Here is a 15,069-nt window from a genome sequence, read left to right as displayed (position 1 = left end):
GGGCCTCCTAGAGCGCGCCGAGGAGATCGAGGAGGCGCAGGCGCCAGACCATCCAGACCGCCTCGCGGACGATCTTGCGAGACATCTTCGAGCTGCCCGCGCGACGATCGACGAACATGATCGGGATCTCCTTGATCCGGAAGCCCTTTCTCCATGCCTTGAAGCTGATCTCGATCTGGAAGGCGTAGCCGTCCGATCCGACTCGGCTCCAGTCGATCGCCTCGAGAACGCTGCGGCGGAAACACTTGAACCCGCCGGTGAGGTCCTTGACCCGCATGCCGGTGATGACCCGGCTGTAGACGTTGGCGCTGTATGAGAGGATCAGCCGCGAGAGCGGCCAGTTGACCACCGTGACGCCGTGCAGGTAGCGCGAGCCCAGGACGAGATCGGCGTTCTCCAGCTCGCGGAGAAATTCTCCCAAGCTGTCGGGGTTGTGGGAGAAATCGGCGTCCATCTCGAACACGGCCTCGTAGTCGCGCTCGAGCGCCCACCGAAAGCCCGCCACGTACGCGGATCCGAGCCCCAGTTTTCCCGCGCGGTGCATCACGTGCACCCGCGGGTTGGCCGCGGCCAGCTCGTCGGCGAGTTCGCCGGTTCCGTCCGGGGAGTTATCGTCCACGATCAGAACGTCAGTCGGAAGATTCTGGGCGAAGACCCGGCCCAAGAGCTCGACCAGGTTCTCCCTCTCGTCGTAGGTCGGAATGATGACGAGCGCTTTCACTCCCTGGCCTCTGGAACCGCCGGAGCCGCCGCGGCGGGCGATCCGCCCTGGGCCCGTCGCGCCACCGTACGCCACGCCCCCCATCCCGCCAGGAGCAGGCCCACGAGCACCGACGCGAGCGAAATCTGGATTCCCGCTGCAAGCGCTCGCGGCGCGTACGCGAAGCGGACGCGGTGGACCCCCGGGGAGAGGGCCACCCCACGCATCAGGTAGTTCACGCGATGGATCGCGGCCGGCGCTCCGTCCACGGTCGCGACCCAGTCGGGATCGAACTCGTCGATCACGACGAAGAGCCCAGGCGCGGAGGAGGAGGCCAGGTACTCGGCCTCGTTGAAGTCGTAGCGAATCGTCCGGACCGAGTCGGGGACGCCGGGAGCGGAGACCGGCGAAGCGGCGGTCGGCTCGCTCCAGAGGACCTCCGCGTGCGGATCGAACCCGCGGGTCCGGATCACCGCGAGGGCGACCCCGTCGTCCCGGACCTGGCGGATCGCGTGGGCCACGAACGCCCGCGGGAGGACCCCCTCGACCTCGTACACCTTCACTTCCCCGTCGTACCTCAGCGCGACGTCCTTGGTCCCGGGCGGAAACGCGCCGTCGGCGAGGATGTACTTCACGTTCAGGAGCCGGAGCATCTCGAACGACTGGATGCCGACCGTGTCCACGAACGCCTGGTAGAGTCGCGGCTTCGCCGGGTGATAGCCGAGAACCGACGCGATGCCGAACGCGGCCAGCCGGCTGTCGTCCCAGCGGAGCGGGAACACCCGGAACTGGGTCGAATCGGATTTGAGGAACGCGATCTCCGGCGTCTCGCGGAAGTTGTCGTCGTACTCGCGCGGCGTCGCGACCTGGGGATCGATGATCTTCCGGTCGATGGTCCAGAGATCGGCCGCGGTGACGCCCACGATCAGGAGCGCCGCGACGGACCGCGAGAGGCGTCCCCTCCGCGCCATCCCCACGAGGGCGAGCGCCGCCGCGAGGAAGAGCCCCGACTTGATCGCGTCGATGGAGGCCATGTCGAGCGCCATGCGCGCGTGGCTCGGGTCGAAACCCTGCCGGGAGCGAACCGCGTAGTCTCGAACGGCCGGGCCGAGGAGGTTGATCAGGAAGAGCACCCCGAACCCCGCGACGGCGGCGAGGAGCGCGCCGCGCATCCACGCCGAACCGGAATCGCTCCCCTTGCCCGCGGGATTCGAACGGGACTGGAGCGCGTTCGTGAGCCCGAGCGCGGCGAGCGCCGCGGTGGCGAACTGCACCAGGACCAGGATCATGACCGGGACGCGGAACTTGTTGAAGAACGGCAGATGGTAGTAGAGGAGCGAGTAGAGGGGCTGGAGGTGCTTCCCGAAGGAGATCAGGAGCGCGACCGCGGCGAGCGCGACCAGATACGTCCGGGTGACCCCTCTCGTGCGCGCGGCCCCATAGACCGCGAACGCCAGCGGGACGATCCCCATGTAGTTCGGATAGTCGGTGAACGGCATGCTGCCCCAGTACGTGCTCCCCCCGAAGCCGAACATGCTGGGGATCACGAAGGTCAGCATCTCGCGCGGATGGAACGACCACGAGGTCGCGTAGACGAGCCCCGCGCCCCCACCCTCTCCGCCGCCGCGCGTCGAGAGCTTCGCGTACTCATGAACGGGCAGGTAGAGGAACGCGCTCATCCCGAATCCGAGGGCGAGGCCGGCCGCGAGCCCGGCGAACGCGCGCACTCCCTCCGCCCGCCGGCCTTCTCGGAGAGCCGTGACGCCGAGGAACAGCGCGTAGAGGGTGAGCGCGATCCAGGAGTAGAAGACGATCTGCACGTGCGCGCGAAGCAGCTGGAACGCCGCCGCGAAGGCGAATCCCGCCAGCGCGAGCCACGAGCCGCGGCGCGCGAAGCGGTCCAAGAGCAGGAGGAGGAGCGGCAGGTAGGCCGCGGTCATGATCTGGCTTCCGTGCCCGAAAGCGCCGACCGCCACGAGATTCGGGGTGAGGGCGAGCGTGAATGCCCCGAGCAGGGCGCCCTCCGGGGCCGCGCCCGCGGCGCGCAGGAACGCGAGCATCGCGAGGCCGAGCAGAATGTAGTGGGCCAGAAGCCAGGTCATCTTCGGAAACCGGAGAACCTCCTGTAAGAAACCGAAGAGGGCGTCCGGCGGGTAGACGTAGGGCACGAAGGCGAGGCTTCCGAAGGTCGGCATCCCGAGGAAGTGAAACGGATTCCAGAGCGGATAGACGTGCCGGTGCACGAGCGCGTCGGTCGCGATCTTCGAGAAGCCGGCCGGCGCGACGGAGTCCGGCGAGACAAACACCTTCCCCATGGCGATCGGATACAAGAAGAGCAGAACGAGGAGCGCGACCGCCGCGTACGCCCAGGTCCAAGAGAACGGCTTCCCCTCTCGGTCGCCCGGCGAAGGCCCGCGCGCGCGGGACCCCGCGGCGCCCTTCCCTCCGGCACGCGCCGCCGGTCGCTTCACGCGGCGTCCTCCAGGCAGATCGCGGTGAAGCGGCGGGCGATCTCATCCCAGTCGTGCCGCTCGGCGAAGGCGCGGAGCGGCGCCCGGTCGGGCGGCGCGGCGAGAAGCGCCCGCGCCTCGCTCACGAATTGCTCCTCGGTCGATGCGACGCGGGCCGCCTCGGACCAGAGGTCGACCTCGTCGCTGAACCGGGTCGTCACGCACGGAACGCCCGCGGCCGCGTACTCGTACAGCTTCACCGGATTGACCGCCTCCGTGAGCGGCGTTCTCCGGAACGGGATGAGCCCCACGCGGAACGCCCCGACGATCGACGGGATCTCGGCGTAGGGCTTGGGTCCGATCCAGTGGAGATTCGGCGCCAGAGCCGCGGCGCGCGCGATCTCCCGCGCGGTCGCGGGGTGCGCCGGACCAACGAGCACGATCCTCGCCTCGGGGATGGCGCGCGCGAGCGCCGCGACCAGGGGAACGTCGAACCACGCATGGATCGATCCGACGTAGCCCAGGACCGGCGTGTCGGGCGGGCCCGGCAAGGTCGCGGGGTGGGACTCCGCCGAGCGGAACCGGGACGCTTCCACTCCGTTTCCCACGAGCAGCGATTCGCGAGCGCCTCCGCTCTTCGCGAGCGCCTGGAGCGGACCCGACGTGACGACCACCCGGTCCGCCCGGCGCAGCAGTCCCTCCCAGAGCGGCACGAGCCGCGGCGGGACCGGCGCGAAGTGGAGCGGCGCGTCGATCATGTCGTAGACGACCCGATCGGGCCGCCACGCGTCCAGCGCGGGAGCGCTCATGAAGTTCTGCACGAGGGCGAGCCGCTTGGCATTCGGGCGGAAGAATCCCCGGAGCCCGCGGGCCCACGCGCGCTGGAGCGCGAAGAACGCCGCCGTCGCCGGCGCCGAGCTCCCGAAGTGGTACGCCAAGCGCCGCAGCCTATGCGCTCGCGCGTGAAGGGGCAGGAATGGGAACGATACGCGCGCGATCCTGGGAGCGACCGGGACGGGCCTCACCGCGGGGGCGTGGCCAAGGGCCCACGGCTCCACGAAGAGAATCCTCGCGTCGCCGGGAATGCGGGTCGCGAGTTGTTGCGGCCGCTGCCAGAGGCTCCCCCATGGGATGTCACTCAGCCAGACGACGTCCCAGATGGGACGCACGTGGGCCTCCGTGATGGCGCATCCCATGAGGGTACCGGGCCGCGCAAGGCGAAGTCAAGGCGTAGGATGCGAGCGATCGTTGACCGGAGGCGCCGGCTCCCGTAGCGTGCCGCCGGTGACCCGCGATCTTCGAATCGCCATCGACCTCCGCCCGCTCGCGCTCGAGTCCGTTACGGGCGTCGGGGTCGTCATCGGGCAGATTCTCGAAGAGCTCGAGGGGGAGGGCGCCACGTTTGTGGGCGTCTCGAACCGCCCCGTACCCCATGGCCGGATTCCTCCGACCGTCCCGGTTCTCGTCCGCCGGGGCGCGGGCGGGCGGATTCGATGGGAATGGAATGCGCTGCCCCGACTCCTCCGGCGCATCGACCCGGCTCCCGATCTCTTTCACGCTGCGTGGAATCATGGGCTGCCGAAGGGGCTCCCCTTTCCGTCGATCCTGACCATCCACGATCTGATTCCCTGGCGCTTTCCGCGCGACGTCCCGTGGCCGAGGCCAGCGTGGCTCCACAGGGCGCTCTATCGCCGTGCTCTCTCCTCCTCGGCCCGCGAAGCGGCCGCGATCGTGACCGTGAGCGAGACGAGCCGATCCGACATCGAGGAGCACCTCCCGACCGCCGCGCACCGGGTCGAGGTCGTGCCGAATCCGCTCCCGCGCTGGTTCCGACCGGCGGAAGAGGCCGACGGCATGCCGCTTCGAGCCCGCCTGGCCGGCGGCCGCCCGTACTGGCTCTATCTCGGGGGATTTGACCCGCGCAAGGCGATTCCGACCCTACTCGAGGCGGTTTCCCAGGCGTTTCCGGATCGTACGTCCGCCCCGATGCTGGCCCTGGCCGGCGCCCGGAACACGTATGCGCGCAGGTGCGAAGGGATGGCGCGCCGGCTTGGGCTGCCCGCCCGGTTCTTGGGCCACGTACCGGACTCCGAGCTGCCCGCGCTCTTCGCCGGCGCCTCGCTCTTCATCTACCCCTCGCTCCACGAGGGGTTCGGAATCCCGCTCCTCTTCGCGATGGCCGCCGGCGTACCGATCGTCGCGAGCGACGGCGGCTCGGTGCCCGAGGTGGTGGGCGACGCTGGCCACCTCTTCCCCGCGGGGGACGTCCGGGCCCTCGCGGGGATCCTGCGCGGGGCCGCGACCGATCCGGATTCCCTGACAGGCTACGCGGCCCGGGGGCGCGAGCGGGTTCGCAGGTTCAGCGCGAAGGAGTTCGGGGAGCGAATGCTTCGGGTCTACGCTCGGGTGGCTTCAGGCCGAGGAGAATACGCGTGAAGTCGAGGAAGCCGAGGACAAGCGCGCGGCCCGAAGGGAAATCCGAGCGGAAGGCCGATCGCACGAGCAGGGCAACCGTCCAGAGCCCGTACGCCCCCCACGCGAGCGGGCGCTCCCACGACTCGGCGTGCCGCGTGAGGTAAAGAGCGCCGCTCCGGAGTCGAAAGTAGGCCTTGAGGGGGGTGAGCCCGCCCCCGCTCGTCACCGAGACGTGGTGCCACCCGCGCGCCGCGGGCTCGTACCAGAGGGTGAAGCCCGCCTCTCGCGCGCGGGCCGACCAATCGGCATCCTCCACGTAGATGACGAAGTCCGGATCGAGGAGGCCGACCGTCGTGAGCGCCCGGCGGGAGAGCAGCGCGGCCGCCCCGGAGACGTAATCGATCGGACGGGCGCCGTCCTTGAAGGCGCCGGCCGTCCTGTGGATGCCGCGGTGCCTGAGCAGGGCGAAGCCGCGCGACACGATGCCGCCCGCGAACCAGATCCGGTCGGGCGGGTCGTAGAAGAAGAGCTTCGGGCTCGCAGCCCCGCGCGCAGGATCGGCCGCGAGCGCCGCGCGAAGGGTCCCGAGCGCGCCGCGATCGAGCACGACGTCGTTGTTCAAGACCAGGATCGAATCCGCGCCTCCCTCGAGCGCCCTCGCGAGGCCCGCGTTCACCCCGCCCGCGAAGTAGCGATTCTCCCCGAGGGCCAGCACCTCGACCGAAGGGAACTCCGCGCGCACGCGCTCCGGCGTTCCGTCCGTCGAGGCATTGTCGACCACGAGCACGCGGTCCGCCGGCGGATCGAGGGCGAGAATCGAGGTGAGGCACTCCCGCGTATACCGGTGCTGGTTGTGGGCGAGCACGACCGCCCACGTGGGATCCGCGCTCACGGGGTTTCCTTGTACAGGTCGAGAAGCGCGTCCCGGAGCGCGCCCCACGAGAAGCGGCCGCGCGCGCGCTCCACCCCCTCCCGAAGCCTCGGGCCCAGGCCTTCCCCGAAGAACCTCTCGATCGCCAGCGCGAGAGCGCCCGGATCGGACGGCGGCACCAAGAGGCCGGAGACGTCGTCCTCGACGACCTCATCGAGCCCGCCGGTTCTCGTCGCGATCACCGGCACGCCCGCCCCGAAGGCGATCTGCACGATCCCGGAGCCGGTCGCGGATCGGTACGGCAGCGCGACGACGTCGGCGGCCGCGAAGTAGGTCGCCACCTCCTCGTTGGCGAGGTATCGGTCGACAACGGTCACCTTGCCTCGGAGCGCCGGGTCGTGAAGCGCGGGCTCGTACCGGGCGCGGGGCTCGTAGAACTCGCCCACGACGTAGCACTGATCCCATGCGTCGCCCCGCGCGAGACGGAGCCCTTCCAGGAGGTCCGCGAGTCCCTTGTATGGACGGACGTAGCCGAAGAAGAGGATCACGCGCCCCCGCGCGGCGATCGCGGCCCGGGCCGATTCGCGCGAGGGCGGGTGCTCGCTGAAGAATTCATACGTCGGGTGGGGATGAATGCGGATGGGGCCGCCGCGCACCCGGGCCTTGAGGCGTTCCGCCTCGGCCTGCGCGTGCACCATGAATCCGTCCGCCGCCAACAACCCGTAGTGCCGGAGCCAACGGTTGAGCGGCGTCGGTTCGTGGGGCTCGACGTTGTGGACCAGGAAGATCCGCTTGGGGCGGTCGCCGACGCGCGCGAGCCGCGCGGCCATGCCGAGCGACGGCCCAAAGAAGGGATGCCACCACGGCACGATGAGCAGGTCGGGACCGAGCTCGCGCAGCCTCATTCCCGCCCGCCGCCATGTCAGGGGGTTGATGCTGTCCAGGATCGGCTCGGGCTCGACCGGCGGCAGGAGCGCATCCGCGCTCCGGTCGAACTGGGTGACGCCAGGGAAGAGCAGGCCGGGGTAAAGCCGCTTGAAGGAGATGATATGGGTGTCGTGCGACTTCGCGAACGCTCGCGCGAGAAGGGTCGTGTAGTGGGCGATCCCTCCGCGGTACGGGTGGGTAGGCCCCAGGAGCGCGACCCTCATCGGCCGCGATCCCGCGCGAGTCCGGCCCTAGAGGCGCTCGCGGATCGCGTAGTGGGGCTCTTCCGCACGGCTTCCCGCGATCATCTCGCCCAGGAAGCCGAGCGAGAGGAATTGAATCCCGAGGATGACGAGAACGAGCCCGAAGAGGAGGCCCGGACGGAGCCTCAAGCCCTCGCCCAGGAACCAGGGCCAGGTGTAGCCCACCGTGAGAGCGGCGCCCGCCAGCGCGAACGCGATGCCCACCCGTCCGAACAGATGAACCGGCCGGTTGCTGCTCGTCGTCAAGAACATGACGGCCGTGAGGTCGAGAAATCCGTTCAAGAAGCGCGAGACGCCGAACTTCGTCTTTCCATGAATTCGCGGGTGGTGGACGGTGCGGATCTCCCCCACGCGAAACCCGCTCCAGTGCGCGAGGACCGGGATGAACCGGTGGAGCTCGCCCCGAAGGTGGATCGTGCGCGTGACCTCCTCTCGATACGCCTTGAGCCCGCAGTTCATGTCGTGGAGGGGCACGCCGCTCACCGCCGAGGTCACGGCGTTGAAGAGCTTGGACGGGACCGTCTTGCTGATCGAATCCTTCCGGTTTTGCTTCCATCCGGAGACGAGGTCGAATCCCTCATCGATCTTCGCGAGGAGCCGCGCGATCTCGGCCGAGTCGTCCTGCAGATCACCGTCCATCGTGACGACCACGCGGCCGCGCGCCTCGCGGAAGCCGCTCGAGAGGGCCGCCGATTTTCCGAAATTCCGCCGGAAGCGGATGGCCCGGAGCGCGGGAGTCGAGGGCGCGAGCGCCCGCAGCTGGTCGAACGTGCCGTCGGTCGAGCCGTCGTCGATCACGAGGATCTCGTAGCTCTTTCCGAGCGGCTTCAGATCCTGAACGATCTTCTCGACCAGGGGCCGCATGTTCTCGGCCTCGTTCAGGACCGGCACGAGCACCGTCAGGTCGAGCCCGGGAGCCTGGCCCGGCGCGGCGTCTCCTCCGACGTTAGCCATTCCGCTGCCACTCCCATTGCCGCCTCAACCCGTCGGTCAGATCGGTCCGCGGCTCGTATCCCAGATCGCGCCGCGCGCGCGACACGTCCGCGGAGGTGTCGCGGGGATCGCCCGGCGGCGGAGCGACCTGCTTCCGATCGATCGTTCGTCCCGTCACCTGCTCCATTCGCTTCAGCACCTCGTTCAATGAGATTCGATGCCCGCCGCCGATATTGTACGCCAGCTCGGGCGCGGGTCGCGTCATCGCGAGCATGGTGCCGCGCACCGCGTCGTCGACGTAGGTGAAATCGCGGGTCTGCCCGCCGTCCCCGTAGATCGTGACCGGCGTCCCGAGGCGGGCTGCCTCGAAGAATCCGTGAAATCCCATGTCGGGCCGCTGGCGCGGCCCGTAGACCGTGAAGTAGCGAAGGGCGACGACCGGGAGCCGAAAGGTCGCGCGGTAGGCGTGGAGGAGCGCCTCGGTCGACAGCTTGGTCACTCCATACGGGGAGATCGGCCGCGGCGGCTCCTCCTCCGGCGTCGGGAATCGCGCCGGAAGCCCGTAGATCGATGAGCTCGACGCCACCACCGCCCGCTCCACCGCGTGGACGCGCAGCCCTTCCAGGAGCCGCTGCGTCGCGACGACGTTGTGCTCGGCGTACTCACGGAACGGCTCCCCCCAGCTCAAGCGCACGCCCGGCAGCGCCGCCAGGTGCGCCACGTGCGAGATGCCCTCGAGCAGGGGCTCGATCGGCGCCGTGCGAAGGTCCGACTCGACGAGTCGAAATCGAGGGTGCGCGAGCGCCCGGGCGAGGTTCGCGCGCTTCCGCGCCGGCGGGTAGTTCTCCGTGAAGGCGTCCGCCCCAACCACCTCCCATCCCGAATCCAGCAGCGCCTCGACCAGGGTCGAGCCTACGAAGCCCGCCGCCCCGGTCACCAGCGCGCGATTCACGCCTCTAGCCCTTCCCGGGGGGCCGGCCGCCGCCCGGCGAAGGCTTCCCCGAGAGGATGCGGAGCGATTCCTCGTACTGCTTCAGATACCCGGCGCCCTCGCGATCCTCGGGATGCGCGCGGATCCAGGTGCGGAGCACGTCCACGGCCTCCGAGTGCCTTCCCACCTTCCAGAGCGCCGTGAAGAGGGCGCTGAACCAGTCGAAGTACTGCTGGTTCAGCTCGGCCGCGCGGCGCAGCTCCGCGATCCCCTGCTCTGTGCGCCCGGACTGGAAGTACGTCACCCCGAGGTGGAAATGAAACTCCGGAGCGTCGGGGAAGCGCCTCACGCCCTGGAGATAGGTCCTCTCCGCCTCTCCCATGTTTCCCGCGTCCTCGTACAGCCGGCCGAGATATTCCAGCAGCCCGGGGAAATCGGGCGAGATCTTCGCGGCGTCCTGGAGCACGCGGATCGCCTGGGGAACCTTGCCGAGGAGCTGCAGCTGATAGGCGACCTGGAAATGGGCCGCCGTGTAGTTCTGCACCAGCCGATACGCGTTCTCGTCCTTGTAGACCGTGGTGTCGTAGTTCCGGTTCTTGTCGAGGAGTCCCTTGTAGAGGAAGACGCCGTAGAGATTGTGCAGCGTCCGTTCGATGTCGATCGTCCGCCCGGACTCCTGCGTATTGATGCGGAAGACGAGCGCCTCGAGCGTGAGCCGCTTGTCGAGCCCCATCTGGTCGGGGACCGTCACCGCGAGGTAGAGCGGCTTCCTCCACGCGTTCGTCTTGATGATGTCCTGCACCGCGAGGTCCTTCACCCAGACGATCTTCCCCGTCTTCTCATCCTGGTAGGGACCCATCACGTCCAGCTGCTGGTCGGTGAAGGAGATCGGGACCTTGGGCTCCTGGTCGCGCAGCTGGCGGATGTACCACGCCGTGTTGAGCAGGCTCAGGTTGACCACGCGGACGTCGCGGCGGACGTGCTCCACTTCCTGGATGTACCAGAGCGGGAACGTATCGTTGTCGCCGTTGGTGAAGACGACCGCGTTCCTCTCCAGCGGCACGAGCATGTTGTAGGCATAGTCGTGGGCGATATAGAACCCGGAGCGGTCGTGCGTGAACCAACCCGACCGCATCGGCAGGAGCGAAATTCCGATCAGGGCGACGGCTCCGAGTCCGAGGCCCAGCCGCGTCGGGGTCGATTCGGGCCAGGGCTGGAGCGCCGCGGGGGCATCGACGGCGGCCCCGTTCGCCGGCACCGGTCGGGGCGCGGGCGCTCCCGCCACGGCGGACGGCGCGAGCCCGCTCGCGAGGAGCTGATAGAGGGCGGTCGCGCCCATGCCCATCCAGATCGCCATGAAGTGATAGGAGTTCGTGAAGAAGTACTCGCGCTCCCGCACTTCGTGGTCGGTGAAGTTGAGGTAGAAGATCAGAGCGGGCCCCATCACGAGATGCACCGTGAGGAAGAACCAGAACGTCTTCCGGTCGCGCTGGTAATTCCACCATGCGCCCAGGAAAAACAGGAGGAATGGAATCGCGTTCACCGCCTTGACCCAGAAGGACGAGAGGTCGAGGCGGCCCAGCCGCTCGATCAGGTGCCACTGCTGGCCCACGTAGCGGAGGTACATGTGCTGGATCTGATACCAGACCTCGGCGCGCCGCTCGAACGGGTTGGCGGGGCCGTACTGCTTGCGGCTCAGGTACTCGAGCCACGTCGACAGGGTCCCCGGAGCGCCTTCGTTGATGTTCGGCATCTGCTGGCTGCGGACCAGGAGGAAGATCTGGACCGTGAAACCGATCAGGACGGCGGCCACCCACCAGGCCACCAGATTGTTCTTCACGTACGTGCGGTAGTTGATCACCGCGTAGAGAACGGCGATTCCCAGGACCGCCGCGAGCACGAATCCGGGGATGGGGATCTCGAGCGCGCCGGCCAGGAAGACCACCGCCACGAAGACCGCGAGGAAAATCGCGGGCAGGAGAAATCTGGGGTTCGAGAAATAGCTCGGGCGGGCCAGCATGAAGAGGACGAGGAGGCCCGGAGCGATGAGGACGGTCCCTAAGTGAACGCCCGTCGAGACGCCCAGGATGTACACGATCAGGACGAGCAGGTTGTCGTTCCCCGGCTCGCCCAGGTGGTCCCACCAGTTGAACGCCAGCCAGACCGTCAGGGCGATGATGCACGAGGAGAGTGAGTAGACCTCCGCCTCGATCGCGCTGTCCCAGAACGCGCTCACCGAGGCGAGGAAGAACGTCGCCACCAGCCCCCCCAGCTCGCAGCCGAGCCATTCGACCATCGAGCTGCCGGAGACGGTTCGGCGGAGCGCGCGCACGGTGAAGAGGAACGTGAAGAGACAGGTGAGCGCCGACGCGAGCGCGCTCATGAAGTTCACGCGCCACGCCACGGTCTCGATCGGGATGAGGGTGAGCAGCCGCCCGAGCATGGTGTAGACGGGATTCCCGGGGGGGTGCGGCAGGCCCAGGATTCGCGATGTGGCGATGAATTCGCCCGAATCCCAGAACGGGACCGTCGGCGTCAACGTGCGGATGTAGGCCAGGAGCGGCACGCCGAACGCGATCGCGGCGAAGAGGGTGTGCCACCGCTTCGTAGTGCTCAATCGATCCCTTTCCGGGCCCGTCCGCCCGCCGCGGCGGCCGCGCGCGCCGTTCTACGCTTCTCCAAGATTCCCTTCAGCGCGCGCCGTGGGGTGCGGGAGACGAAGATGAGCCCCCCGAGCAGGCTGATGCACACGGAGATCAGATAGGTTAGGAACGGGACCGTGAAGGCTTGCTCTTTCGTCATGCCGGCCATGTGGAATAGAACCACGCCGGCCCCCTCCCGGATCCCAAGCCCGTTGAGCGAGATCGGAAGGGAAACGAGGGCGGCGAGCGCGGGCACGAACAAAAAGTAGTATCCCACGGCGACGCGCACGCCAAGCGCGAGGCCCACCAGGTAGTGGACGAGGATCCGGCTCACCTGGACCACGACCGAGGCGGCGAAGACCAACCGGAGGACCTTCCCCTGCTGCTTGTAGCCGTGGAGATCGTCCATCAGCCGCCGGATCCCACGCTCGATCGTGCGCGCCCCGATGACGCGGAAGGGCCACTCGAACGCCTTGAGCACCGACCGGTTGAAGATGCTGAGAAAGAGGCCGAGGGAGACCACGAATGTGATCACGATCGCCATGTAGATCGCGTAGAGGTGGATCCGATCGATCGCGGCGAATGACGCGAGGACCGCGACCAACGCCATCGCCAGCACTCCGACCAGGCGGTCCATCACGGTCGCGGAGAACACGGGGCTCACGTGGTCGGCGTGCTTGGCGGCGTCGCTGATCCGCGTGATGTCCCCGCCGATGTTCGAGGGCAGGAAGTTATTGAAGAAGAGCCCAACGAAATAGTACGAGGCAGCCTTCCGATACGGAATGGGGACGCCCTGCGCGCGGAGAAGCCGGGCCCAAATCCAGCTTCCGATGAGGTTCGACAGCAGGAAGAGCCCGGCCGCCGCCAGAAGATATCGCTCGTCCGCGGGACGGATCGTGTCCCAGATGTCCCCGGGCGACACCTTGGCGACCACGTAGGCGAAGAGGGCGAAGCTCAACACGATTTTCGCCGCGATGAGCGGGACTTTGTAGCGGCTCAGGAGACCGCGCAGTCCCCCCTTCACGCGACCTTCCGCGACGCGGCGCGCTCCATCACCGCGCGGCTCCCGCGGTAGCAGGTCTCCCAATCGAACGTCTTCGCCCAGGCGACGGCCGCCTTGGCTTGGCTCACGCGGAGGTCATGGTCGGTCAGGAGCCGGATCACCCCGTCGGCGAGGGCCGCTTCATCGCCGTGCGGCGTGAGAAGCCCCGTCTCCCCTTCCCGGACCGACTCGATGAGGCCCGGGCTTCGGCTCGCGACGACCGGGACACCGCATGCGTTCGCCTCGATGACCGTGAGTCCCCAGCCTTCCTTCGGCGAAGGCATGACCGCGACCTGCGCGCGGTTCAGCGCCGCGACCTTCTCGCGCTGCGAGACCGCGCCGAGGAAGGTGACGCGCTCGGCCACGCCCAGGGAGCGCGCCATCGCCTCGAGGTCGGGCCGGTAGGGCCCGTCCCCCGCGACGATGAGCGTGGCGGCGGGCACGTGAGCCAGGATGCGCGGGAGGGCGCGAATCGCGTACTGAGCGCCCTTGTACCGGCGGAGCCGGCCGAGAAAGATGATCGTGGGGTCGCGTCGGGCCTCCGGCGCAACGGTCACGGAGTAATCCTCCTGGGTGAGCCCGCACCGGACCACCGCGATCCGGCTCGGATCGATGCCGCGCCGAGCGAGATCGTCCCGGGTGCTCTCCGAGATCGCGAGAAAGGGAGCGCGCCGATACACGAAGGGGATCAGGCTCTCGTGGGCCCAGACGACGGCGGCGACGGGAGCGGACGCCTCTCGAAACGCCGCGCCGCCGAAGAGATGGGGAATGATTGCCAGGACCGGCGCCCTGGCGAAGAGCGGGGTGAAGAACGGAACCTTATTGATGTCTTCGAGGACGAGGTCAAATCGCTCCTCCCGGAACCGCTTCCGATACAGCGCCCCGAGGGCAAGGTGCGCATTGTACCACGAACCCGCGCGATGAATTTCGATCCCCTCGACTAAGTCTTCGGCCGCCGCGCCGGAAAACCGTTCCGCCAGCCAGACCGCGCGGTCGCCGTCCCGGACCGCGCGGCGGAGAATCTCGAAGAGGTGAAGCTCGGCGCCGCCCGCCTCCGGATGCTTCGGGTCCCGCCAGTTGAACGCGATCAGGTTCAACCCGGAGAGCCGGCCGGCGACGGCGCGCCCTTCCGCCCGATGGCGCCGATTACGAAGTACGTGTAGAACGCGAACGGCGTCCGCGACCATACGGACCGAACGGACGCGAGCATCGGCGTGACCAGGGGAATGCGCGGCGGCTCGAGCGGAAGCCGCGCCACGCCCAGCTTGAGGAGGCCCAGCCTGAGGGAGCGGTAAAAAAGCCCCGGGATCATCCACGCGCCGTACCGGCGCACGATCCGGACGCCCGAGCGGCGCATCAGCCCCTCGAGCTCGCTGATCGTGAACTCGGTCTCCCATCCGGCGAACCATTTCCCGATCGCGATCAGGGCGTGCTTCACCACGGTGTAGAGATGAAACCGCTGCGGGACGTCCACGAGGAGCAGCGCGTCCGGCTTCAGCACGCGCACGTTCTCGTGAAGGAGCGGGAGCGGGTCGCGGAAATGCTCGAGGAGCCCCTGATGAAACACCACGTCGAAGGCACCTTCCCGAAACGGCATGCGAAGAGCGTCGGCGCGAACGAGGAGCGGGGTGACGCCCGCGCGTCGCGCCACGCTCCCCGCCACCTGGAGCGACGCCATCGAGTAGTCGAGCATCACCGCGACGGCGCCGGCTTCCGCGAGGGAGACGCTGTCGCGTCCCGAGCCGGCACCGACCTCGAGAATCCGCCGTCCCCGGACCGGCCCCTCCGCAACGATCCGATCGACGACGCGTCCCGCGGTCGGGTAGACGTCGTCGACGGCCGCGCGCTCGCGCCAAAAGCGGCTCCAGTGGGCTTCGGTGGAAGCTCGCACGAAG

General features: G+C 68.5%; 12 protein-coding genes. 1 reads left to right on the top strand and 11 read right to left on the bottom strand.

Going from position 1 to position 15,069, the window contains the following annotated elements; translation table 11 throughout:
- Nucleotides 1-7: 7 nt before the first annotated feature.
- The 3 genes from E6K79_06810 to E6K79_06800 are packed head-to-tail and all read right to left on the bottom strand — an operon-like array spanning nucleotide 8 to nucleotide 4,319.
- Complete coding sequence (locus E6K79_06810; protein ID TMQ64740.1) at nucleotides 8-805, bottom strand: polyprenol monophosphomannose synthase; 798 nt, start codon at nucleotides 803-805, stop codon at nucleotides 8-10.
- Entirely contained in the window at nucleotides 718-3,171 is a 2,454-nt protein-coding gene (locus tag E6K79_06805) for a YfhO family protein (GenBank protein TMQ64739.1), read from the bottom strand. Before E6K79_06805 ends, E6K79_06810 begins: the two co-directional genes overlap by 88 nt.
- Nucleotides 3,168-4,319 (bottom strand): glycosyltransferase family 1 protein, encoded by a 1,152-nt coding sequence (locus E6K79_06800; GenBank protein TMQ64738.1) that lies wholly within the window; start codon nucleotides 4,317-4,319, stop codon nucleotides 3,168-3,170. The genes E6K79_06805 and E6K79_06800 overlap by 4 nt, the downstream gene beginning before the upstream one ends.
- Between E6K79_06800 and E6K79_06795 the strand changes: the two genes are divergently transcribed.
- Nucleotides 4,234-5,586 carry a glycosyltransferase family 4 protein gene (locus tag E6K79_06795; protein TMQ64737.1) on the top strand — a complete coding sequence of 451 codons (1,353 nt, stop codon included), beginning with the start codon at nucleotides 4,234-4,236 and terminating at the stop codon, nucleotides 5,584-5,586. The two genes, E6K79_06800 and E6K79_06795, sit on opposite strands and share 86 nt — an antisense overlap.
- On the opposite strand, the gene E6K79_06790 is transcribed toward E6K79_06795, so the two are convergent.
- The 8 genes from E6K79_06790 to E6K79_06755 are packed head-to-tail and all read right to left on the bottom strand — an operon-like array spanning nucleotide 5,510 to nucleotide 15,065.
- Nucleotides 5,510-6,505 carry a glycosyltransferase family 2 protein gene (locus tag E6K79_06790; protein ID TMQ64736.1) on the bottom strand — a complete coding sequence of 332 codons (996 nt, stop codon included), beginning with the start codon at nucleotides 6,503-6,505 and terminating at the stop codon, nucleotides 5,510-5,512. The genes E6K79_06795 and E6K79_06790 overlap by 77 nt on opposite strands.
- A complete protein-coding gene (locus E6K79_06785; GenBank protein ID TMQ64735.1) occupies nucleotides 6,454-7,587 on the bottom strand; it encodes a glycosyltransferase in 1,134 nt (377 codons plus the stop codon). The genes E6K79_06790 and E6K79_06785 overlap by 52 nt, the downstream gene beginning before the upstream one ends.
- Nucleotides 7,588-7,614: 27 nt before the next feature.
- Nucleotides 7,615-8,580 (bottom strand): glycosyltransferase family 2 protein, encoded by a 966-nt coding sequence (locus tag E6K79_06780; GenBank protein TMQ64734.1) that lies wholly within the window; start codon nucleotides 8,578-8,580, stop codon nucleotides 7,615-7,617.
- Nucleotides 8,573-9,511: an NAD-dependent epimerase/dehydratase family protein gene (locus tag E6K79_06775; GenBank protein TMQ64733.1), complete on the bottom strand. Its 939-nt coding sequence runs from the start codon at nucleotides 9,509-9,511 to the stop codon at nucleotides 8,573-8,575. Before E6K79_06775 ends, E6K79_06780 begins: the two co-directional genes overlap by 8 nt.
- A gap of 4 nt (nucleotides 9,512-9,515) precedes the next feature.
- Nucleotides 9,516-12,107, bottom strand: coding sequence for a DUF2723 domain-containing protein (locus tag E6K79_06770; GenBank protein ID TMQ64732.1), 2,592 nt, complete (start codon nucleotides 12,105-12,107; stop codon nucleotides 9,516-9,518).
- Nucleotides 12,104-13,237, bottom strand: a complete 1,134-nt coding sequence (locus tag E6K79_06765) for a flippase-like domain-containing protein (GenBank protein TMQ64731.1) — start codon at nucleotides 13,235-13,237, stop codon at nucleotides 12,104-12,106. The genes E6K79_06770 and E6K79_06765 overlap by 4 nt, the downstream gene beginning before the upstream one ends.
- The gene (locus E6K79_06760; GenBank protein ID TMQ64730.1) at nucleotides 13,153-14,583 is read right to left on the bottom strand and encodes a glycosyltransferase family 4 protein; all 1,431 of its coding nucleotides are present in this window, start codon (nucleotides 14,581-14,583) and stop codon (nucleotides 13,153-13,155) included. Before E6K79_06760 ends, E6K79_06765 begins: the two co-directional genes overlap by 85 nt.
- Entirely contained in the window at nucleotides 14,268-15,065 is a 798-nt protein-coding gene (locus E6K79_06755; GenBank protein TMQ64729.1) for a class I SAM-dependent methyltransferase, read from the bottom strand. The genes E6K79_06760 and E6K79_06755 overlap by 316 nt, the downstream gene beginning before the upstream one ends.
- Nucleotides 15,066-15,069: the final 4 nt, after the last annotated feature.

This window comes from Candidatus Eisenbacteria bacterium (assembly GCA_005893305.1).
Taxonomy (GTDB): domain Bacteria; phylum Eisenbacteria; class RBG-16-71-46; order SZUA-252; family SZUA-252; genus WS-9.
This window is presented reverse-complemented; position numbering and strand designations above follow the sequence as displayed.